This is a genomic window from Lentzea waywayandensis, from assembly GCF_900115955.1.
Taxonomy (GTDB): Bacteria; Actinomycetota; Actinomycetes; order Mycobacteriales; family Pseudonocardiaceae; genus Lentzea; species Lentzea waywayandensis.
Window position 1 is genome coordinate 548,151 of sequence record NZ_FOYL01000001.1, and the last position, 20,054, is coordinate 568,204.

General features: G+C 69.5%; 25 protein-coding genes and 1 pseudogene. 9 read left to right on the forward strand and 17 right to left on the reverse strand.

The genetic code is table 11. From position 1 onward, the window contains the following. Positions 1-10 precede the first annotated feature (10 nt). Positions 11-388, reverse strand: a complete 378-nt coding sequence (locus BM417_RS48955; protein ID WP_245821630.1) for a VOC family protein — start codon at positions 386-388, stop codon at positions 11-13. Between the two features lie 250 nt (positions 389-638). On the opposite strand from BM417_RS48955, the gene BM417_RS02535 reads away from it, so the two are divergent. Beyond that, positions 639-893, forward strand: coding sequence for a hypothetical protein (locus BM417_RS02535; RefSeq protein ID WP_093588078.1), 255 nt, complete (start codon positions 639-641; stop codon positions 891-893). Here the strand turns inward: BM417_RS02535 and aroQ are convergent. The 7 genes from aroQ to BM417_RS02570 form a co-directional block, all read right to left on the reverse strand. Further along, a complete protein-coding gene (gene aroQ, locus BM417_RS02540) occupies positions 854-1,282 on the reverse strand; it encodes a type II 3-dehydroquinate dehydratase (protein WP_093588079.1) in 429 nt (142 codons plus the stop codon). The two genes, BM417_RS02535 and aroQ, sit on opposite strands and share 40 nt — an antisense overlap. Continuing rightward, the gene (gene aroB, locus BM417_RS02545) at positions 1,279-2,388 is read right to left on the reverse strand and encodes a 3-dehydroquinate synthase (protein ID WP_093588080.1); all 1,110 of its coding nucleotides are present in this window, start codon (positions 2,386-2,388) and stop codon (positions 1,279-1,281) included. The genes aroQ and aroB overlap by 4 nt, the downstream gene beginning before the upstream one ends. Next, positions 2,385-2,891: a shikimate kinase gene (locus BM417_RS02550; protein WP_093588081.1), complete on the reverse strand. Its 507-nt coding sequence runs from the start codon at positions 2,889-2,891 to the stop codon at positions 2,385-2,387. Before BM417_RS02550 ends, aroB begins: the two co-directional genes overlap by 4 nt. Further along, the gene (gene aroC / locus BM417_RS02555) at positions 2,888-4,087 is read right to left on the reverse strand and encodes a chorismate synthase (RefSeq protein WP_093588554.1); all 1,200 of its coding nucleotides are present in this window, start codon (positions 4,085-4,087) and stop codon (positions 2,888-2,890) included. The genes BM417_RS02550 and aroC overlap by 4 nt, the downstream gene beginning before the upstream one ends. 13 nt (positions 4,088-4,100) lie before the next feature. Then, complete coding sequence (locus tag BM417_RS02560; protein WP_093588082.1) at positions 4,101-4,553, reverse strand: prepilin peptidase; 453 nt, start codon at positions 4,551-4,553, stop codon at positions 4,101-4,103. 119 nt (positions 4,554-4,672) lie between these two features. Continuing rightward, positions 4,673-5,128 (reverse strand): PTS sugar transporter subunit IIA, encoded by a 456-nt coding sequence (locus BM417_RS02565; protein ID WP_093588083.1) that lies wholly within the window; start codon positions 5,126-5,128, stop codon positions 4,673-4,675. Then, positions 5,125-5,361 (reverse strand): glucose PTS transporter subunit EIIB, encoded by a 237-nt coding sequence (locus tag BM417_RS02570; protein ID WP_093588084.1) that lies wholly within the window; start codon positions 5,359-5,361, stop codon positions 5,125-5,127. The genes BM417_RS02565 and BM417_RS02570 overlap by 4 nt, the downstream gene beginning before the upstream one ends. 115 nt (positions 5,362-5,476) lie before the next feature. Between BM417_RS02570 and BM417_RS02575 the strand changes: the two genes are divergently transcribed. The 3 genes from BM417_RS02575 to BM417_RS47515 are packed head-to-tail and all read left to right on the forward strand — an operon-like array spanning position 5,477 to position 7,836. Then, positions 5,477-6,232, forward strand: coding sequence for a GntR family transcriptional regulator (locus BM417_RS02575; protein WP_245821631.1), 756 nt, complete (start codon positions 5,477-5,479; stop codon positions 6,230-6,232). Further along, positions 6,229-7,539: a PTS transporter subunit EIIC gene (locus BM417_RS02580; RefSeq protein ID WP_093588086.1), complete on the forward strand. Its 1,311-nt coding sequence runs from the start codon at positions 6,229-6,231 to the stop codon at positions 7,537-7,539. Before BM417_RS02575 ends, BM417_RS02580 begins: the two co-directional genes overlap by 4 nt. Positions 7,540-7,569: 30 nt before the next feature. After that, the gene (locus tag BM417_RS47515; RefSeq protein WP_177320291.1) at positions 7,570-7,836 is read left to right on the forward strand and encodes an HPr family phosphocarrier protein; all 267 of its coding nucleotides are present in this window, start codon (positions 7,570-7,572) and stop codon (positions 7,834-7,836) included. A gap of 198 nt (positions 7,837-8,034) precedes the next feature. Here BM417_RS47515 and BM417_RS48960 read toward each other — a convergent pair. After that, a pseudogene (locus tag BM417_RS48960) lies at positions 8,035-8,526 on the reverse strand (phosphatase PAP2 family protein); the annotation flags it as partial. A 102-nt stretch (positions 8,527-8,628) separates the two neighbouring features. Between BM417_RS48960 and BM417_RS02590 the strand changes: the two are divergent. The 4 genes from BM417_RS02590 to BM417_RS02605 are packed head-to-tail and all read left to right on the forward strand — an operon-like array spanning position 8,629 to position 11,882. Continuing rightward, positions 8,629-9,303 (forward strand): response regulator transcription factor, encoded by a 675-nt coding sequence (locus tag BM417_RS02590; RefSeq protein WP_093588088.1) that lies wholly within the window; start codon positions 8,629-8,631, stop codon positions 9,301-9,303. Then, a complete protein-coding gene (locus tag BM417_RS02595; protein ID WP_093588089.1) occupies positions 9,300-10,646 on the forward strand; it encodes a sensor histidine kinase in 1,347 nt (448 codons plus the stop codon). The genes BM417_RS02590 and BM417_RS02595 overlap by 4 nt, the downstream gene beginning before the upstream one ends. After that, on the forward strand, positions 10,643-11,038 hold the full coding sequence (locus tag BM417_RS02600; protein ID WP_093588090.1) for a hypothetical protein: 396 nt from the start codon (positions 10,643-10,645) through the stop codon (positions 11,036-11,038). The genes BM417_RS02595 and BM417_RS02600 overlap by 4 nt, the downstream gene beginning before the upstream one ends. A gap of 19 nt (positions 11,039-11,057) precedes the next feature. Continuing rightward, the gene (locus tag BM417_RS02605) at positions 11,058-11,882 is read left to right on the forward strand and encodes an SCO6745 family protein (protein ID WP_093588555.1); all 825 of its coding nucleotides are present in this window, start codon (positions 11,058-11,060) and stop codon (positions 11,880-11,882) included. A gap of 314 nt (positions 11,883-12,196) precedes the next feature. On the opposite strand, the gene BM417_RS02615 is transcribed toward BM417_RS02605, so the two are convergent. The 7 genes from BM417_RS02615 to BM417_RS02645 form a co-directional block, all read right to left on the reverse strand. Next, on the reverse strand, positions 12,197-13,015 hold the full coding sequence (locus BM417_RS02615; RefSeq protein WP_281251281.1) for a shikimate dehydrogenase: 819 nt from the start codon (positions 13,013-13,015) through the stop codon (positions 12,197-12,199). A 2-nt stretch (positions 13,016-13,017) separates the two neighbouring features. Beyond that, the gene (mltG, locus tag BM417_RS02620; RefSeq protein ID WP_093588092.1) at positions 13,018-14,238 is read right to left on the reverse strand and encodes an endolytic transglycosylase MltG; all 1,221 of its coding nucleotides are present in this window, start codon (positions 14,236-14,238) and stop codon (positions 13,018-13,020) included. Further along, entirely contained in the window at positions 14,235-14,723 is a 489-nt protein-coding gene (gene ruvX / locus BM417_RS02625; protein ID WP_093588093.1) for a Holliday junction resolvase RuvX, read from the reverse strand. Before ruvX ends, mltG begins: the two co-directional genes overlap by 4 nt. After that, the gene (gene alaS, locus BM417_RS02630; protein WP_093588094.1) at positions 14,710-17,379 is read right to left on the reverse strand and encodes an alanine--tRNA ligase; all 2,670 of its coding nucleotides are present in this window, start codon (positions 17,377-17,379) and stop codon (positions 14,710-14,712) included. The genes ruvX and alaS overlap by 14 nt, the downstream gene beginning before the upstream one ends. A 58-nt stretch (positions 17,380-17,437) precedes the next feature. Beyond that, entirely contained in the window at positions 17,438-17,707 is a 270-nt protein-coding gene (locus BM417_RS02635) for a hypothetical protein (RefSeq protein ID WP_093588095.1), read from the reverse strand. Continuing rightward, complete coding sequence (locus tag BM417_RS02640; protein ID WP_093588096.1) at positions 17,704-18,096, reverse strand: DUF948 domain-containing protein; 393 nt, start codon at positions 18,094-18,096, stop codon at positions 17,704-17,706. Before BM417_RS02640 ends, BM417_RS02635 begins: the two co-directional genes overlap by 4 nt. 93 nt (positions 18,097-18,189) lie before the next feature. Continuing rightward, positions 18,190-18,684, reverse strand: a complete 495-nt coding sequence (locus tag BM417_RS02645; RefSeq protein ID WP_093588097.1) for a DinB family protein — start codon at positions 18,682-18,684, stop codon at positions 18,190-18,192. 151 nt (positions 18,685-18,835) lie between these two features. On the opposite strand from BM417_RS02645, the gene BM417_RS02650 reads away from it, so the two are divergent. Further along, on the forward strand, positions 18,836-19,414 hold the full coding sequence (locus BM417_RS02650; protein ID WP_093588098.1) for a GNAT family N-acetyltransferase: 579 nt from the start codon (positions 18,836-18,838) through the stop codon (positions 19,412-19,414). Here the strand turns inward: BM417_RS02650 and BM417_RS02655 are convergent. After that, positions 19,411-20,046 (reverse strand): maleylpyruvate isomerase N-terminal domain-containing protein, encoded by a 636-nt coding sequence (locus BM417_RS02655; protein WP_093588099.1) that lies wholly within the window; start codon positions 20,044-20,046, stop codon positions 19,411-19,413. The genes BM417_RS02650 and BM417_RS02655 overlap by 4 nt on opposite strands. Positions 20,047-20,054 lie beyond the last annotated feature (8 nt).

The following is a 20,054-nucleotide window of genomic DNA, read 5'->3' on the forward strand; positions in this document are numbered from 1 at the left end:
CTTTACACGTTCAGACGGCCACGAGCTCGATTTCGAAGCCGTCCGCGTTCTCCAGGAACGCCGCGTAGTGATCTGGACCTCCCGCGTGCGGGTGTTTGTCCGCGAACATGAGTTTCCAGCCGTGCGCCTCGGATTCCCGCGTCAGCCGGTCGACGTCCGCGCGGGTTCCGGCGTGCAGGGCGAGGTGGTTCAGGCCCGCCTTCATCCGGTCGTGCGGCCCGGTCATGGCCGGAGACTGCTCGACCACGACGTAGGTCTCGCCGAGCTTCCAGCTGACGCCCGCGTTCCAGCGCTGGTGCTCGGTCCAGCCGAGCTCGGTGAAAATCCACCCGAACGTGGCATCGGCACGCGCGAGGTCAGGTACCCACAGTTCGACGTGATGCAGCACTCCGCTTCCCCCGGCTTCCTGTGATCGGCTGATGAAGATCGTCTGGTCACGGCGGTCGCGAGCACGGGGTCGGAGCCAAGTGAGGCGTCCACGAGGAGGCAAACCTCTGGATGCGCCACTACCGACAAACACCCGAACGCGGAATGTCCGCTTGTTGGTCATTGATTGACGATCAACTGGGTGTGGTGATGGCCAAAATCGCCACTGGCGTTCTGGACATCCCACCGCGAATCCCAGACCGAGGGCGGCCATGAACGACAACTCCCGCACGTGCAACACCATCTCGGGCGACGTCCGGAAGGAAGGCGCGGTCGTGCAGGTGCACAACGTGAACGGGGACCTCTTGTTCACGACGAACCCGCGACAGTCGGCGATCGCGGCACGCCCGCGACTCGGCGCGAGCACCGTCGAACCGGTGGTGCTCGGCGCGACCGCGCTCGCAGCCTTGGCCTTGCTGGGCTGGAGCTACCTCTTGAGCGCCAGCCAGCGCAGTGCCAGCAGGTAGCCCTCGACGCCCAGGCCCACGATCACGCCGCTCGCGATGGCCGAGATGACGCTGTGGTGCCGGAACTCCTCGCGCTGGTGGATGTTCGAGATGTGCACCTCGACCAGCGGCGCGGTGAGCTGCGAGCAGGCGTCGCGGACCGCGATCGAGTAGTGCGTCCAGGCGGCGCCGTTGAGGACCACGGGGATCGCGGCGTCGGCGGCCTCGTGCAGCCACGCGACCATCTCGCCCTCGTGGGCGGTCTGGCGGACCTCGACCTCGAAGTTGAGCTCCTTGCCTTCGGCCACGCACATCTGGACCAGGTCCGCGTACGTCGTGCGGCCGTAGACGTCCGGCTCGCGCGTGCCGAGGCGGTCGAGGTTCGGACCGTTGAGGACGAGGACCCTCACAGCAGCACCTTTCCGGAGCCGGTGGTCGGCTCGGCGGCGACGGCCGAGTAGGCGGCGGCGATCAGGGCCGGGTCCGGGCCTTCGAGGCGGCCGGGCTTGGCGAGACCGTCGAGGACGACGAAGCGGAGCACGCCCGCCTTGTTCTTCTTGTCGACCTTCATGCCGTCCATGAGCTGCGGGAGGGCGTCCGGGTCGTAGGACGTCGGCAGGCCGAGCAGTTCCAGGACGCGCTTGTGGCGGTCGGCCGTCTCGTCGTCGAGGCGACCCGCGAGGCGGGCCAGTTCGGCGGCGAAGACCAGGCCCACGCTGATGGCGGCGCCGTGCCGCCAGCGGTAGCGCTCGCGGCGTTCGATCGCGTGGCCGAGGGTGTGGCCGTAGTTCAGGATCTCGCGCAGGTTCGACTCGCGCAGGTCCGTCGTGACGACGTCCGCCTTGATCTGGATCTTGCGGCGGACCAGTTCGGCCAGCACCTCGCCGGTCGGGTCGAGGGCGAGCGCGGGGTCGGCCTCGATCAGGTCGAGGATGACCGGGTCGGCGATGAAGCCGCCCTTCACGATCTCGGCCATGCCGGCGATCAGTTCGTTGCGCGGCAGCGTCTCCAGCGTCGCGAGGTCGACGAAGATGGCGTCCGGCTCGTAGAACGTGCCGACGAGGTTCTTGCCCGCGTCGGTGTTGATGCCGGTCTTGCCGCCGACCGCCGCGTCGACCATGCCGAGCAGCGTCGTCGGGATGTTGACCAGCCGCACGCCGCGCATCCACGTGGACGCGACGAAGCCCGCCAGGTCCGTGACCGCGCCGCCGCCCAGGCCGACGACGACGTCGGAGCGCGACAGGCCGATCCTGCCCAGCACGTCCCAGCAGAATCCGGCGACGGCCAGGTCCTTGCCGTCCTCGGCGTCGGGGACCTCGACGCGGTGCGCGTCGGCGCCCACGGCCTTGAGCTCGTCGACCAGCACCTTGGCCGTCTCGGCCAGTGTCGGCTGGTGCACGATCGCGATCTTGGCCGTGCCGCTCAGGAACTCGACGATGTCGCCGAGCAGGCCGCGGCCGATCACCACGTCGTAGGCCTTCTCCGCGGCGACCCGGATGCGCACGGGCTCGGTCATGCTTGCTCTCCCTCGATCACCGCGTCGGTGACCTGTTCCGGGTCCAGCGAATCCGTCAGGACCTCGATCGTCGCGACCTCGCGGTACAGCGGCAGGCGCGCGTCCAGCAGCGCCTTGAACGTGGCGCGCGGGTTGATGCCGGACAGCAGCGGCCGCGAGGACGACAGCCCGGTGCGGCGCACGCCTTCGGCCATGCCCACGTTCAGGAACACGACGGTGTGCTCGTGCAGGCGCTCGCGGGTCGCCGCGGACAGCACGGCTCCCCCGCCCAGCGCCAGCACACCCTCGTGCTCGACGAGTGCCTTGGCGACCGCTTCCTCTTCCATGGCACGGAAAGCGGGCTCGCCGTCGTCGGTGAAGATGTCCGAGACGGGCTTGCCGGCCAGCGCGACGATGTCCGCGTCGACGTCGCGGAACGGCAGGCCGAGGCGTGCCGCCAGCAACTCGCTGACCGTGGTCTTGCCCGCGCCCGGCGGGCCGACCACGACGTAGCGCGGGCTCACATGCCCTCCCAGCGGGCTTCCAGGGCCTTGAGGTACGCGTGGGCGTTGCGGCGCGTCTCGGGAAGCGAGTCGCCGCCGAACTTCTCCAGCGCGGCCTCGGCCAGCACCAGCGCCACCACGGACTCCAGCACGACACCGGCACGCGGCACGGCGCAGACGTCCGAACGCTGGTGGATCGCGGTGGCGGCCTCGCCGGTGCGCACGTCCACCGTGGCCAGTGCGCGCGGGACGGTCGAGATGGGCTTCATCGCCACGCGGACGCGCAGGATCTCGCCGTTGGTGATGCCGCCCTCGAGGCCACCGGCGCGGTTCGAGCGGCGCGTCACGCCGACCGGGCCGCTGCCGCGGTCGATCTCGTCGTGGGCCTGCGAACCCCAGCGCTGGGCGGAGGTGAAGCCGTCGCCGATCTCCACGCCCTTCATCGCCTGCACGCCCATCAGGGCGGCGGCCAGGCGGGCGTCGAGGCGGCGGTCCCAGTGCACGTGCGAGCCGAGGCCCGGCGGCAACCCGTACACCAGCACCTCGATCACGCCACCGACGGTGTCGGCGGCCTTCTGCACGGCCTCCACCTCGGCGACCATCGCGGCGGTGCCGCGGGAGTCGAAGCAGCGCACCGGCGACTCGTCGATCGCGGGCAGGTCGTCCGGCGTGGGCAGCGCCGAGTCCTCGGGCGTCACGGCCTTGCCGATGGACACCACGTGGCTCAGGACCTGGACGCCGAGCAACTGCTGCAGGAACTGCCGTGCGACCGTGCCCAGCGCGGTGCGGGCGGCCGTCTCGCGGGCGGAGGCGCGCTCCAGCACCGGGCGGGCCTCGTCGAAGCCGAACTTCTGCATGCCCGGCAGGTCGGCGTGACCGGGGCGCGGGCGGGTGAGGGCCTCGTTGCGGCCCGTCGTCTTGAGCAGGCTCGGGTCGACCGGGTCCGGCGACATGACCGTCTGCCACTTGGGCCACTCGGAGTTGCCGATCGTGACCGCGACCGGACCGCCCTGGGTCTTGCCGTGGCGCACGCCGCCGAGGATCTCGACCTCGTCCTGCTCGAAGCCCATGCGGGGCGAGCGACCGAAGCCGAGCCTGCGGCGCCCGAGCTGGGCGACGAGGTCCTCGGTGGTCACCTCCACTCCGGCGGGCATGCCCTCCAGGACGGCGACGAGGGCGGGGCCGTGTGACTCTCCAGCGGTGATCCAGCGCAGCACGTTCACAATCCTTTCACAGCGTCGTCAACGCCCAGGTGGCGGCCAGCAGCCCCGGTCCGTGCGGCACGGCACGGCTGCGGCGGAGCGCGGCGACGACGAGAGTGACCGCGCTGGACAGGATCGCCGCAGGTAAGAGGGACGGCAGCGGGAGCGCCGCGCCGAGGCCGAAAGCGAGCTTCACGTCCCCTCCGCCCATGAACGCGGGCCGGAAGCGCCGGACGGCGAGATGCGCGCCACCGAAGACGAGTGCCGACAGCACCGCCGCTCCCAGTCCGTGGAACCGCAGGAGCAACAGCGCGGCACCCAACGGGAGGGTCAGCGCGTCCGGCAACCGGTGGTGCCGCAGATCGATCATCGCGAGCACGATGCCGAACCAGGCCAGCAGGAACGACGAGGGTGGTGCGTCCAGGACGGCGGCGACCGTCCACAGGGAACCCAGCGCGGACGCGAGCAGGACCGTGGTCATGGGACCACGGTCCTGCTCGGCACGACCTGGCACAAATTCCGGCCCGTCGTGAACGGTCCGTTCACGCACAGGCTTCACGGTGCCTCAGACAGGGCTGGGAGAACGCCCGAACAACGGGTTCAGCGAGACCAGTCGAACAGGGCGTCGTTCGCCGCCACGTCGACGTCCAGCGCGAGGTCGGCCAGCGCCTCGGCGGACGCGTCCAGCGCGATCACCGGGCAGATCGGCGCGAACCCGGCCGCCTCGACCTCGGCCGGGTCCCACGTCACGATCCGCTGACCGGCCTGGACCTGCTCGCCCTTGACGACGTGCAGCTCGAAGCCCTCGCCCTTGCGCTTGACGGTGTCGATGCCGAGGTGGACCAGGATGGCCGCACCGTCACCGTTGGCGACCACGAACGCGTGGGGGTGCAGCGTGACGACGGTCCCGTCGAGCGGCGACACCACATCGGCCTTGGCCCGAACCGGCTCGACGGCCACGCCGGGACCGACCATCGCCTCGGCGAAGACCTGGTCCGGAACCGCGGAAAGCGCGACCACCCTGCCCGCTACGGGGCTGCCGACGCGGAGGCTCACAGGAGGTCCTCGATGTCCGACGCGATGGTGTCCGCCTCGGGTCCGACGACGACCTGGACGACGTTGCCGGAGCGCATGACTCCGTGTGCTCCCAACGCCTTCAGGGCCTTCTCGTCCACGACGGAACCATCCTCGAGCTCGCACCTCAGACGGGTGATGCAGGGCTCGATCTCGACGATGTTGTCCCGTCCGCCCAGCGCGGCGAGGATCTTCTGAGCCTTCTCGTCAGCCACGTTCGTACCTCTCGTTCCCGTAACAGCGGTTGACACCCGCTCGGTGCGCGGAGCATTCTCCCGCACCAACTGGTCTAGACCGGAAAGTACCACTAGCGACGAGGGAGGTGAGTTGGTGAACGAGATCGTGGACGGGCCCAAGCCCAAGCACGCGCAGTTGCGCGAGATCCTGCGACGGCTGGCCGAACAGGAGCTCGCTCCAGGCTCACCGATTCCGTCGGAGCGCGACCTCGCCGAGCGGTACGGAGTCTCTCGCATCACCGTGCGGGCCGCAGTCGGCCAGCTGGTCGCCGACGGCCTGCTCACGCGGGCCAAGGGACGTGGGACGTTCACCGCCAAGCGGCGCTACGACCTGCAGCTCTTCCTGGCCTCGTTCACCTCGGACATGAAGGCGCGCGGGGTCGAACCCAGCACCGAGGTGATCAGCTGCGGCCAGGCGGCACCGGGCTCGAAGGCCTCGCTGGGCCTGGAGGCCGACGAGTACGCGTACCGCGTCGTGCGGCTGCGCAAGGCCGACGGGGCACCGTTGGCGCTCGAAGCCGGCTGGTACAGCCCGCACATGCTCCCCGAGCTCGACCGATGTGACCTGACCGGATCGATCTACGAGATCATCGCGACCCGGTACGGAATTCAGCTCGACCACGCGCGGCAGACCGTGTGGGCCGAGACCGCCGACGCGGAGACCGCGAAGGCGCTCGACGTCCGCAAGGGCAGCCCGCTCCTCGTGTTCAGAAGGGTCGCCAGCTCCGACGGGCAGCCCTGTGAAGACGTGACTTCCTGGTACCGGGGCGATCTCTACCAGGTGACCATGCAACTGGACCGGACCGTCCCGGGTTCCGGACCGAACTCCGCCAAGGGAGGTACCACATGAGCGCCAGCGCCCCAGAGGCGACAGGCGGTCGCGGGTTCAAGGGCCTGGCCGGTATGCAGCGGTTCGGCCGCAGCCTGATGCTGCCGATCGCCTCACTGCCCGCCGCCGCGATTCTCCTGCGTTTCGGTCAGCCTGACCTGCTCGGCAAGGACGGCCTGGGCTGGAACAAGGTCGCCGCCGTCATCGGCGGCGCGGGCGACGCCCTGTTCAGCAACCTGCCGCTGCTGTTCGCCGTGGGTGTGGCCATCGGCTTCGCCCGCCGTGGTGACGGTTCGACCGCACTCTCCGCCGTGGTCGGCTTCGTGGTCACCCAGGCCGTGTTCAAGGCCATGTCTCCGATGGTGCTTCCTCTCGCCGAGGATCCCACCAAGCAGGAGCAGATCAACTACTCGGTGCTGACCGGCATCGTGGTCGGCCTGATCTCCGCCGTTCTGTGGCAGAAGTACCACCGCATCAAGCTGCCGCCGTACCTGGCGTTCTTCGGCGGCCGGCGCTTCGTGCCGATCATCGTCGCGGCTGTCATGATCCCGGTCGCGGTCCTCATGGGTCTCATCTACCCGTGGTTCGACAAGGGCCTGACCGCGGTCGGCGAGGCCGTCTCGGGCAGCACGATCCTCGGCGCCGGTGTCTACGGCGTCATCAACCGCCTGCTCATCCCGCTGGGTCTGCACCACATCCCGAACACGTTCATGTGGCAGGTCTTCGGCGAGTACCAGGTGGACGGCGCCACCAAGACCGGTGACATCCCGAGGTTCTTCGCGGGCGACCCGACCGCCGGCACGTTCATGAGCGGCTTCTTCCCGATCTTCATGTTCGCGCTCCCCGCGGCCGCGCTGGCGATCATCCACACCGCCAGGCCGTCGCAGAAGAAGATCATCGCCGGCATCATGGGCTCGGCGGCCCTCACCTCGTTCATCACGGGTGTCACCGAGCCGCTCGAGTTCGCGTTCATGTTCGTCGCGTGGCCGCTGTACGTCATCCACGCGTTCCTCACCGGCACGTCGCTGGCGATCACCAACGCGCTGGGTGTGCACGACGGTTTCGGCTTCTCGGCGGGTGTGATCGACTACCTGCTCAACTTCAACATCGCGACGAGGCCGTTGCTGATCATTCCGATCGGTCTTGTCTACGCGGCGATCTACTACTTCCTGTTCCGCTTCGTCATCACCAAGTGGAACCTGAAGACGCCCGGCCGCGAAGATGACGAGTCGCCGGAGGCCGACGAGAGCGTCGTCGGCAGCAGCGGTGACACCGCCGTGCGCGAGACCGCGGTGCGCGAGAAGCGCGCCACGAACGAACAGCAGTAAGCACAACCAGCTCTACCGGGAGGAACCATCATGGCCGAGCGACGGGTCACCGTGGCCAGCAAGGTCGGACTGCACGCCCGGCCTGCCGCACTGCTGGCGAAGGCCGCCGCCGACCAACCGGTGACGGTCACCATCAGCAAGGACGGCGGCGAAGCCGTTGACGCGGCGAGTGTCCTGGGACTCATGACCCTGGGCGCTATGCATGGTGACGAGGTGGTGCTCACCGCCGATGGGGACGGAGCGGATGCCGCTCTGGACGCCATCGCCGAACTGATCGCCACCGATCACGACGAGTGAGCCGGGTCGTGAGTGGTCTCGGTCGCCCCGATGGCCGAGACCACTCGCGACCCACCCGAAGTGCAGCACGACACCCGCGGTCACGACGCCGGCCAAGGTCGACGGCGTGGCCTGCGGGTAGCTCACCATCAGCCAGACCCCGCCCACGGCCAGCACGGGCGGCACGAGAAGTCCCGCGGTCCACTTGCGCAGCAACAGGAACGCGAGCGTCGAGACCAGCAGAGCAGCACCGAGCGTGTCGCTGAACCGGTGCCAGCCGAGTGACACCGTCTCCGCCGCGACCGCCCCCGCGCCGATCGCCCCCGGCACCGCCACGAACAGCGCGAACCGCCTGGGCACGGCCATCGTCACCGCGATCACCGACGCCACCGCGGCCGTCGTGTGTCCACTCGGGAAGCTGTTGTGCACCAGCACGGCGTCGTCGTCCAGCGGCGGCCGCACCAGCACGTAGAGCTTCAGCACCTGTGCGCCAAGTACCGAACCGCCGAGCAGCAGCAACGGTGTCAGGGACTTCGTGCGTGCGAAGAGAATCACGAGGACAGCGGCGACGAGGATCGCCATGTCCACGTTGGACGCCCACGAACGTTGCAGTGACAGTTCGGGCAACGCGGCGTTCTCCGCCTTCTGCCCGAACGACGTCCACACCAGCGCGAAGTACGTGTAGAGGAATCCCAGCAAGCTTCCGGCCATGACTTCGAGATTCCGCGAGCCGCTCTATGGGAACGTGCACGGCATGTCATGGTTCGGCTACAGAACCAGCGCTGGTGCCGTCTCCTGCCGATAATGGATCTCGTGGCGATGGTCTTGCTGGTCGAGGACGACCCCTCGGTGCGTGAAGGACTCGGACTGGCGTTGCGCCGGCAGGGACACGACGTCCGGGCCGCGGGAACGGGCGAGGAAGGCGTCGAGAGACTGCGCGAGTCCCGCCCCGACATCGTGGTCCTCGACATCATGCTGCCCGGCATCGACGGCTTCGAGACGTGCCGCCGGATGCGCACGCACGCCGAGGTGCCGATCATCATGCTCACCGCGCGCGGCGACGACTTCGACGTGGTCGCGGGCCTGGAGGCGGGCGCGGACGACTACGTGGTCAAACCCGTCGAACCCCGCGTGCTGGAGGCCCGCATCCGCGCCGTGCTGCGGCGGACCGTCGCCGAGCCGTCCAGCCTCGAACGCCACGGCTCGCTGGTGATCGATCGGGCAGGCCTTCAGGTGCTGAAGAACGACGTGAAGGTCGCGCTGACCCCGACCGAGCTGAAGCTGCTGCTCGAACTCTCCCGCACGCCCGGCCGCGTGCTGACCCGCCAGCAGATCCTCGAAGCGGTGTGGGAGCACGACTACCTCGGCGACTCGCGGCTCGTCGACGCGTGCGTGCAGCGGTTGCGCGCGAAGATCGAGGACGTGCCCTCCGACCCCGGCTACGTCCACACCGTGCGCGGCTTCGGTTACCGCTTCGGCCCGCGATGAGGTCGCTGTTCCGCGGCCTGCGCCCGAGACTGATGGCCGCGTTCCTGCTGTTGACGGTGCTGGGCGCGGTGGGAGCCGCGGGCGCCTCCTACGCGACCGCCCGCACGTTGCTGCTGGCGGACGCTCAGGACAACTTCATGAACCCGCTCGTGAAGGACGTCCGCGACTACGCGCCCCGGCTGACCGTGCCGCCGGCGCAGCAGGACCTGGACGAGTTCGGCACGTACCTGCGCGGGTCGGGAGTGGTGCTGTACGAGGGCCTGCGCTCCGCCACCGGCCCCGATCCGGCGTTCATCCCCGCCGAGATGCGCGAGATGCTCAAGACGAGCAGGACGACCCTCTGGCAGCGCCGCACCGACCTGACCGACCCGTACGTCGTCATCGGCATCCCGCTGCTGCGCGCGGACGGCAATCCGACCGGCGTCGAGGTGTGGGCGCTGCTGTACCTGAGGGGCCCGCAGACCGCCATCGACAGCTTCTCGACCGCCGCCTGGGTGGGCGTCAGCCTGGTCCTCCCCCTGGCCCTGGGTCTCGCGCTCTTCACCGCCCGCGGCGTCCTGCGTCCCGTGCGCCGGCTCGGCACCGCCGCCCGCGCGCTGGGCTCCGGCCGGCTGGACACCCGCGTGGACGAACGCGGCTCCGACGAGTTCGCCGACCTGGCCCGCACGTTCAACCGCGCCGCCGAACAGCTGGAAGCCTCGCAGGCCGCGTCCCGGCGCTTCGTCGCCGACGTGTCCCACGAGCTGCGCACGCCGCTGACCGCGATGAACGCCGTGACCGCCGTCCTGGACGAGGACGCCGACACGTTGCCGCCCGACACGGCCGTCGCGGCCAGGCTGGTGTCGGCCGAGACGCGCAAGCTCACCCGCCTGGTCAACGACCTGATGGAGATCTCCCGCTTCGACGAGGGCCGCAACCTGCTGGAGCTGGACGACTGGGACATCAGCACGGCGGTCCGCGACACCCTGGCCGCCCGCGGCTGGGCCACGTCCGTCGAGGCCTCGTTGCCCGAGGGCGTGGTGGGCCGGGTGGACCGCCGCCGTCTGGACGTCATAGTGGCCAACCTCGTGGGCAACGCGCTCAAGCACGGTGGCGTACCGGTGCGGGTGGCCGTGCGGCCCGGTGTGATCGAGGTGTCCGACCACGGCCCCGGTATCTCTCCCGAGGCCCTTCCTCACATCTTCGACCGCTTCTACAAGGCAGACACGGCCCGCTCCCGTTCCGAGGGCAGCGGGCTGGGATTGGCGATCGCATGGGAGAACGCACGCCTGCACGGCGGCACCATCGAAGCGGCCAGCGTGCCCTCGGGTGGCGCGGTCTTCACCTTGCGCTTGCCCTGGTGACCCTCACGGCCTGCGGCATCCGCCCGACGTCGGTCCTCACCGGGGCCGAGGCGCCGACGGTCTCGTCGCACTCGGTGACCATCTACCTCGTGAAGCCGGAGCGGGACGGCCTGGTGCGGCGGAACCGCGACTACACCGGCACCGTCGACATCACGACGGCCATGAACCTTCTGCTGGCCGGCCTCACCGACGAGGAGCAGAAGCTCGGCCTGGTGAGCGAGCTGCCCACCACGTCGGCCAAGGCGATCGCCGTGCAGAACGTGATCGTGATGCCGCAGGGCGTCGAGCCGCCGTCATCCAAGTGGGCGGTGTTCCAGGTGCACTGCACGGCGCTGGCGAGCCGCGCGAAGGTGGCGGGAGTGGAGTCGCTCCCCGACGAGAACTGCCCGTAGTGGCGGCATCATGTCGGTCATGGCTCACACCGCCCGTCGCATGTTCGAGCTCCTGGAGCCGATCTGCCTGGTGACCTTCTTCGCCGACGAGTGCGGCGATGAACTGGCCGCGCTCGGCCACCGCACCTACTGGGACGGCTACTTCGCGAGCCGTGCCGCGCCGCTGGGACTGGTTCCGGCGGAGATCGTGCACGCGGCGTTCTACAGCTTCGCCGCCGGGGAGGCCGCGCGGCACATCCCCAGCGCCTGGGAGACGATCCCGCCCGAGGAGTCGCTCGCCGCGCGGGAACGGGGCAGCGCGGCCTCCCTGCGGCGGATCCTCGGCGAGCTGGCTGACTCTCCCGGCCTGGTGCGCGCCGCCGACCTGACCACCAAGGCGGCGACGAGCGCGCCCACGGCGGGCCGGGTGATGTACGCCGGGATGCGCACCGTCGCGGTGCCGGGTGACCCGGTCGCCCGCCTGTGGCACTCCGCGACCATGCTGCGCGAGCACCGCGGTGACGGGCACGTCGCCGCTCTCGTCGGCGCCCGGATCGGCGGCACCGAGGCCCACGTGCTCTCCGCGCTGGCGATGGGCATCCACCCGGCGGAGACGTTCGGGCGCATCCACCACCTGCCGAAGAAGCGGCTGGCCGCGGTGATGGACGGCTTGCGCGAGCGCGGTCTCATCGACGCCGACGGCCACTTCACCGACGCCGGCCGCGAGACCCAGCAAGGCATCGAGACCCTCACCGACGAGCTCGCCGCGGCGCCCTACGAGGCCCTCTCCCCCGCCGAACTGGACGAGCTGGCCGCCGAGCTCGCCCCCGTCAGCGCGAAGCTGGTCGCCGCGGGATCGAAGTGACGTCAACGGTCGTAGAGCAAGTCCGGCTCGTTGGTGAGATGACCGTCCGTCACGCGCGCGCCGTCGTGGAAGACACCGGACGCCGCTGCCTCCAGCGCCAGGAAGGCGCGCTCCACCAGGTCATCCTGGAAAGAGGCGGGACGCACCGGCGGCCGTAGGCCGTGCGTCCCACCGACCGGCCCTCCCAAGGTGAGGAACACCGGCATGCGATGGCTCCGGCCGAGTGGCACATCGTCCACAGCCAACGAGTCAGCGGTAGGCAACCACAGGCCCGGCGCACACCGGAATCGAACAGCCGAAGATCAAGACGAAAGTTACGCGCGGGCCGCGAGGGCGGCGTCGAGCGCTGACCGCATGACGTCCTGCGGCGCGGGCTTGCCGGTGAACTGCTCCACCTGCCCGAAAGCCTGGTGCAGCAACATGTCCAGCCCGGTGGCCAGTCGCGCTCCGGACGCCTCCACGGCCGCGGCGACCGGCGTGGGCCACGGGTGGTAGATCACGTCCAACACGTAGGGCGCACGGGCCAGGTCGGCGGCCAGCGGCACGGTGGCCTCGGCGGGCACCGTCGACACCAGCACGTCCGACGCGCCGGCCAGCACGCCGAGGTCCACAGAGGACAGTTCCAGGACCTCGACGGTGAGGCCGACCCTGGACGCGGTCTCCAGGGCCTCTCCCGCACGCGAAGGATCGCGCACCACAAGGGAAGCAGAGGTGATCCCGAGTGCGGCGAACCCGGCCAGAGCGGCCGTGGCCGTGCCGCCGGCACCCAGCACTACGCCGTGTGAGCCGCCGGAGAACCCCTTCTCCCGCAACGCACCCACCACACCGTCCACATCGGTGCAGTCCGCGTACCACTCGGAACCGTTGCGCACCAACGTGTTCGCCGCCCCCACCGCCGAAGCCCGCGCGGTCACGACGGACGCGAACGCCAGCGCGGCCCGTTTGGTGGGCATCGTGCAGGACAGGCCGACCCACTCCGGCCCCAACGAGGCGACCAGAGCGGGAACTTCTGCCTCGGAGCACTCCAGGCGCGTGTACTCCCAGTCGAGGCCCAGGGCGGCGTACGCGGCGTTGTGCAGCACCGGAGAAAGCGAGTGCTCGATCGGCGAACCGATCACCGCGGCCTTGCGCACCACTAGTAGACGCCGTCCTTCTGAGCCTTCTGGTCGTTCGCGTTGTGCTCCTCGAACGTGGTCGCGAAGCACGACGTGCCGTCCGTCTGGCACTTCACGAAGTACAGGATGTCGCCGCCCTCTGGCTTGATCGCGGCGGCGATCGCCTGCTGCGACGGCGAGCCGATCGGGGTCGGCGTCAGATTCTGGTTGATGTAGGTGTTGTACGGCCCCTGCGCCTCGCGGTCCGCGTCGGACGTGCGGATGTGGGGCTGGTTGTTCTTGTAGTTGATGGTCGAGTCGAACTGCAGGGGCATCGGCTTCTTGATGCGGTTGTAGATGACCTGCGAGACCTTGGTGAAGTCCTTCTCGATGGCTTCCTTCTCGATCAACGAGGCGATGACCAGCACCTCGTAGGGACGGAAGCCGGTGTTCATGGTGCCGCCGGGGATGCCCGCGCCCTGGAGCTTCTGCGAGGAGGACACGATGACGCCGCGGAGCAGCTCGACCGCGCTGACACCCGGTTTGACCTGGTAGACGCCGCGCATGATCAGGCCTTCGAGGCGGTACTGCGGCTCGGCGCGCTTCACGTCGGCGAGCGCCCAGTCCGGCACACCGAGGGCGACCGGGTCGGTCTGCTCGGCGGCGGCCTTGATCTCGTCGCCGGTCAGGCAGACCTTCGCGCCGTCCTTCTCCGTACAGCTCGCGTCGGCCAGCAGGGAGTAGATGCCCTTCACGGTCTTGCCGTTGGCCTGGATGTCGGTGAGCTTGAGGCCACCGACGACCTGGACGGCCGGAACGCGGGTCTTCGGGTCGATCATGCGGGCCACGGCGTTCTGACCCGACATCTTCGTCTTCATGAGGTAGAAGCCGGGCTGGATCGACGTCACACGGGCGTCGGTCTTGCTGGCCTCGACGAAGGCGCGCGCGGAGGCGATGACGCCGTTGTCGTACAGGGTCGACGCGATCTTGCTGACCACGTCGCCGTCCTGGACCTCGACGATGGCGTCGGCCTCGCCGGTACCCGCGAAGTCCTCGAACGAGCCGATGCCGCGCAGTTCGCGGTAGCCGTAGTAGGCGCCGCCCATGCCGACCGCGAGGATCAGCGCCACGACGAGCCAGAGGACCGTCTTCTTGCGCTTCTTCGCTTTGGCACGGGCGTTGTCCCGGCTGCGGTCACGCTTCAGCGGACGTCGCTCGTCCGCTTCGGGGTCGGTGAACAACCCGAGATCGTCGCCGCTCACACCTCGTCCTTTCGGGCGGACACAACCCGTGCCCGTGCGTCCAGCCAAGACTGCAGGATCTCGACAGCGGCAGCCTGGTCGACCACGGCACGCTGCTTCTTGCCCTTCACACCGCGCTGTGCCAGCACTCGGCTCACCACAACCGTCGTCAGTCTTTCGTCACTCAGGCGTACCGGCACCGGAGCGATGCGGTCGGCCAGGGCCGCAGCGTACGCGGTCGCCGACTCCGCTGCGGGGCCGTGCCGACCGGCCAATGTCTTCGGTAAGCCGACCACGACCTCAACGACGTCATGTTCGGCCACGAGACGTACGAGCTCGGTGAGGTCCGAGCCGCGCTTCTCGTCACGCTGGAGGGTAACCAGCGGAGTGGCCAGAAATGCCGATGGATCGCTGAGGGAAATTCCCACGCGAACCGATCCGACGTCGACGCCGAGCCTCCTGCCGAGGCCCGGGTCGCCGACATCAGTGGAATCAGCGCTGTTCAAGCACCTTGTCCAGTTCGTTCGTGAGGGCCGTGATGGCGTCGGGAACGCCGGCAGGGTTGGTGCCGCCGCCCTGGGCCAGGTCCGGCTTGCCTCCACCGCGGGCGGCGATGGCCGGGCCGAACACCGGGACGAGCTTGCCGGCGGCGAGACCCAGGTCGCGGGCGGCGGCCGTGGTGGCCACCACGAAGCTGACCTTGTCGCCGTCGACCGAGAACAGGGCCACCACACCGGGCTTGCTGCCCAGGCGGTTGCGGACCTCGCCGCCGAGGGTGCGCAGGTCGTTGCCCGACACGCCCTCCAGGCCCAGGGCCACGAGCGACAGGCCGCGGATGTCGAGGGCCTTGTCGGCCAGCGACCCGGCGTTGCCCAGCAGCTCGGCGGCGCGGACCTTCTCGAGCTCCTTCTCGGCGGACTTCAGGCGCTCGACCAGCGACTCGATCCGCTCGGGCAGGCCCTCGGAACCGACCTTGAGCATGTCGGAGAGGTTCTGCACGATGGCGCGTTCCTTGGCCAGGAACCGCATGGCCTCGATGCCGACGTAGGCCTCCAGGCGGCGCACGCCGGAACCGACCGAAGACTCACCCAGCAGGGTGATCGGGCCGATCTGCGACGAGTGCTCGACGTGGGTGCCACCGCACAGCTCGCGAGACCACTCGCCACCGATCTCGATGACGCGCACGGTCTCGTCGTAGGTCTCGCCGAACAGGGCGACGGCACCCAGCTCCTGGGCACCGGCCATGTCCGTGTAGACGATGCTGACCGGCAGGTCCCTGCGCACGGCGAGGTTCGAGACCTCCTCGATCTCGCTCTTGGCCTCGGCGGACAGGCCACCGGTCCAGGCGAAGTCGAGACGCAGGTAGCCGGGCTTGTTGTACGAACCGCTCTGCAGGGCCGACGGGCCGAGCACGTGCCGCAGGGCGGCGTGCACGACGTGCGTGCCGGAGTGGCCCTGACGGGCACCGACTCGCCACTCCGGGTCGACCCGGGCCTCGACGTGTTCGCCCTCGCTGACCTCGCCGGAGCGGACGCGCACCTGGTGCACCCACAGCTTGCGGGCGACCTTCTGCACGTCGAGCACTTCCAGCTCGGCGTTGGCGGTGACGATCGTGCCGGCGTCGGACTCCTGGCCACCGGACTCGGCGTAGAGCGGCGTGCGGTCCAGCACGACCTCGACGATGTCGCCCTCGCGAGCCGACTTCACCCGAGCACCGTTCAGCACGATGCCGCGCAGCGTGGCCTCGGAGGCGAGCTCGGTGTAGCCGGTGAACTCGGTCGGGCCCTGCTCCAGCAGCTCGCGGTACACCGACTGGTCGCCGTGGCCGGTCTTCTTGCCGGCGGCGTCGGCCTTGGCGCGGGCGCGCTGCTCGGCCATCAGCTTGCGGAAGCCGTCCTCGTCGACCGACAGGCCGGCCTCGGAGGCCATCTCCAGCGTGAGGTCGATCGGGAAGCCGTACGTGTCGTGCAGCTGGAAGGCCTTGTCACCGGGCAGCGTGGCGCGGCCGTCGGACTTCACCTCGGCGGCGGCACCCTCGAAGATCCGCGAACCGGCGTCGAGCGTGCGCAGGAACGTGTCCTCCTCGGCCTTGAGCACCTGCTGGATGCGGGCGAACCCGCTGACCAGCTCGGGGTAGGCCTCGCCCATCGAGTCGCGGACGACCTCGGCGAACTGCTGGAGCACCGGCTCGTTCACGCCGAGCAGGCGGCTGCTGCGCACGATGCGGCGCAGCAGGCGGCGCAGCACGTAGCCGCGGGCCTCGTTGCCGGGCGTGACGCCGTCGCCGACCAGCAGCACACCGCTGCGGGCGTGGTCGGCGATGACGCGGAAGCGGATGTCGTCGACCTCGTTGGCGCCGTACTTGCGGCCGGACAGCTCCTCGGCCCTGGTGATGACGGCGCGGACCAGGTCGGTCTCGTAGACGTTGTCGACGCCCTGCAACAGGTAGGCGACGCGCTCGACGCCCATGCCGGTGTCGATGTTCTTCGACGGCAGCTCACCGATGACCGGGTAGTCCTTCTTGGCACCACCCTCGCCGCGGATGTTCTGCATGAAGACGAGGTTCCAGATCTCCAGGTACCTGTCCTCGTCGACTACCGGGCCGCCCTCCTTGCCGTACTCGGGGCCGCGGTCGTAGTAGATCTCCGAGCACGGGCCGCACGGGCCGGGGACGCCCATCGACCAGAAGTTGTCCTCGACGCCGCGGCGCTGGATGCGCTCCAGCGGCATGCCGGCGACCTTCTGCCACAGCTCGATGGCCTCGTCGTCGTCCAGGTAGACCGTCACCCAGATGCGCTCGGGGTCGAAGCCGTAGCCGCCGTCGGACTGGGAGTTGGTGATCAGCTCCCAGGCCAGCCGGATGGCGTCTTCCTTGAAGTAGTCGCCGAGCGAGAAGTTGCCGGCCATCTGGAAGAACGTGAGGTGGCGCGTGGTCTTGCCGACCTCGTCGATGTCCGGCGTGCGCACGCACTTCTGGATGCTCGTCATCCGCGGGGCGGGCGGCGGGGCCTCACCGAGGAAGTACGGCTTGAAGGGCACCATGCCGGCGTTGACGAACAGCAGGTTGGGGTCGTCGAGCAGCAGCGAGGCGCTGGGGATGTACTTGTGCCCGGCCTTCTCGAAGTGCTCGCGGAAACGCTTGATGATCTCGTGGGTCTGCACGGGAGTCCTTGTGTGTTGCTGGGGATTGTCAGGGCATGGTCACGAGGCGAACGGTGTGTCAGTGCTTCCCGTTCGCCCTGGGCGCTCGGCGCCCTGGCGTGAATCCCGTCTGACGTTCCACGGTGTCCTGCAACTCCTGTTCCCGTTCGGCCATTCCCGCGCGCACCTCGGCCCCGAAGGAACCGATGGCGCCGGCGAGCTCACGCAGGCCTTCACCCACGTTAGTGCCGATCCCGGCCGGAGTCGCCTGCTTTGCGACCTCGGCGGCCTTCTTCGCGGCGAACAGCCCCGCCGCGGCGCCCAGCCCGAACCAGAAGAGGCGGCTCACTTCGCACCCCGCTTCGGGCGGCGCTTGGCGTGCTTGTTCGGCTGCTCGGCGGCCTTGCGGCGGGCCTTGACGGCCTTGCTCACGCCGTAGGACAGCGCGGCGGCCTTGACCAGCGGCCCGCCGAGCGTGGCGGTGAACAGGCTGGTGAGCGCGGAGACGTTGCCGGTGACGGCGCGCGCGTTGGCCGTGATGCCGTCGACGCGCTCAAGCTGCGTGTTCACGTGCGTGAGCGTCGTGTTGGCCTCGACGAACAACGGGTCCGTGTTCTCGTGGGCCTTGCGCATCGCGACCGTGGCCTCGTCGAAGAAACGCGCCGCCTTGATCGCCACGATCCCCACGATGAGCACGAGCAGCACGAAGGCACCGGCGGCGAGCCACCCTGGCGACACGGATCCTCCTGGTGAACAGGCGTTCGGGCTTGGTTGCGGGTGAGATTACCGGGTAGGTCCGACACCCGACCGAGGGGCACCATTTGTTGATCTTCAACGCCCCGTGGCGCCGTCGATCTGCTCCCGGATGATGTCGGCGTGGCCCGCGTGCCGGGCGGTCTCGGTGGTCATGTGCGCGAGGACCCAGCGCAGCGTCTTCGACACGCCTTCGACCGGGGTCACCATCACCGCCTCGGGATGGCCGGCGGCCTCGATCGCCCCGTCGCTGCCGGCCATCGCCGCGCGGTAGTCCGCGATCACCGTCGCCGCGTCGCGGTCGGCGGGCACCGTCATGCCGAACTCGGTGTCCGCGGACCACTCGGCGCCCGCGAGGTGGTACCCGAACCAGTAGCGCTCGGCTTCGGCCAGGTGCTGGATCAGGCCGAGGATCGACGTGCCGCTGGCGACCATCGGCCGCCGCAGCTCCTCGTCGGTCAGCCCCTCGGCCTTCTTGAGCACACAGTGGCGCTGGAACTCGAGGAACGCGTGCGCGACGTCGAGCTCGCCCGTGTCGACGCGCGGCACCGGCTCTCGCTGGGTCTCCGGCATGACGATCAACCTACGCACAGCCAATTGGAACGGACCACTCATTGACTCCTGGCCGTCACAGCCTGTGAAATACCCGTCACACAGGGCTTGACAGCTCGGCCTTGCACCGCGTGAAGTTAGGCAACCCTAAGTTGACCGTGCAGGAGGCCAAGTGAAGCCGGTGTCGCACCTGGACTCCTATCGGCTCCAGATCACCGCGGGCCCACCGCCCGTTCCGGACCTGTCGATGCCGTGGGACGCCCGCGTCGCCCGTGCGGACGGCTACGACCTGCACCTCGTGCACCGCTGGAACCAGGCACCGCACGTGGCGGCGTTCTGGCGGCAGGCGTGGACGCTGCCGCAGTGGGAACGCCGGCTGGAAGAGCAGCTGGCGGGCGACGACGACCGGCCGTTGCTGATCAGCTGGCACGGCCGCCCGGTGATCTACGCCGAGGTCTACCGAGCGGCCAGGCACGCCGTCGCCCGTTGCTACCAGGCGCGGCCGCACGACCTGGGGCTGAACCTCGCGGTCGGCGACCTGGCCATGACCGACCGCGGACTCGTGCGGTCGCTGCTCCCCCGGCTCACCGACGCGCTGTTCGAGGCCGACCCGCACTGCACCCGGATCGTGCTGGAACCGGACGTGCGCAACACCCGCGCCATCAGGTCGTTCGAGGCAGGCGGGTTCGTGGCGGCGGACGAGATCATGCTGCCGGGCAAGCTCGCACTGCTGATGGTGTGCCGTCGTTAGAACGCGGTGATGTCCTGCGGTGCGCGTTCCTTACGACTGAGCGCGCGCACGACGTCGATCGCGCGATGCTTGTTGAGCGCCATGCGGGTCAGCAGGTCGATGACGGTCTCGTTGACGGGGCGCGGGAACTCGGGCGTCTCCAGCCCGACGCTCACCGCGAGGTCGTCGGAGTGCACGACGAACTCCATCAAGCGGCTGACCAGGTACTCGTCCAGTGGCACCGCCCACGGCCCCCAGTGCGGCATCCGGACGCCCCGGTTCTCCTGCCCCGGCAACGTCTTGGCGAGTTCTTCGAGGGTCTGCTCGAACCGGTCGCACAGGGCCGCCTGCCCCTCCGCCGCGAGCTTCTCGCCGCCCGCCCGGATGCGGGTGTGGAACTCGGAGTCGACGTCCAGATCGGTCCACTTCGCGCGCTCGTAGTGCTCCATCAGGCTGACGACCGGCTCGTCACCGACCGGCGTCCCGATCATGCCCGGCAGCGGCAGGACCTGGTAGGCGACGTGCCCGGCGAGGCCGCTGACCCCGAACTCCGGCAGGGCGCTGGGCTGGTCCCAGTTCAGCGCGACCTGCTGGTGGCGCAGCAGGTCCAGGGCGATGCGGGCGGTGGTCAGGAAGTCTTCTCTGATCGTCACCTCGCCGA

What these genes read in the sequence shown, in the direction of transcription:
- BM417_RS02595 (WP_093588089.1), top strand. Translation starts at nt 9,300, where the DNA reads ATGAGGTCGCTGTTCCGCGGCCTGCGCCCGAGACTGATGGCCGCGTTC.
- BM417_RS02580 (WP_093588086.1), top strand. Translation starts at nt 6,229, where the DNA reads ATGAGCGCCAGCGCCCCAGAGGCGACAGGCGGTCGCGGGTTCAAGGGC.
- BM417_RS02560 (WP_093588082.1), bottom strand. Translation starts at nt 4,553, where the DNA reads ATGACCACGGTCCTGCTCGCGTCCGCGCTGGGTTCCCTGTGGACGGTC.
- BM417_RS02535 (WP_093588078.1), top strand. Translation starts at nt 639, where the DNA reads ATGAACGACAACTCCCGCACGTGCAACACCATCTCGGGCGACGTCCGG.
- BM417_RS47515 (WP_177320291.1), top strand. Translation starts at nt 7,570, where the DNA reads ATGGCCGAGCGACGGGTCACCGTGGCCAGCAAGGTCGGACTGCACGCC.
- BM417_RS02605 (WP_093588555.1), top strand. Translation starts at nt 11,058, where the DNA reads ATGGCTCACACCGCCCGTCGCATGTTCGAGCTCCTGGAGCCGATCTGC.
- aroB (WP_093588080.1), bottom strand. Translation starts at nt 2,388, where the DNA reads ATGACCGAGCCCGTGCGCATCCGGGTCGCCGCGGAGAAGGCCTACGAC.
- BM417_RS02645 (WP_093588097.1), bottom strand. Translation starts at nt 18,684, where the DNA reads ATGCCGGAGACCCAGCGAGAGCCGGTGCCGCGCGTCGACACGGGCGAG.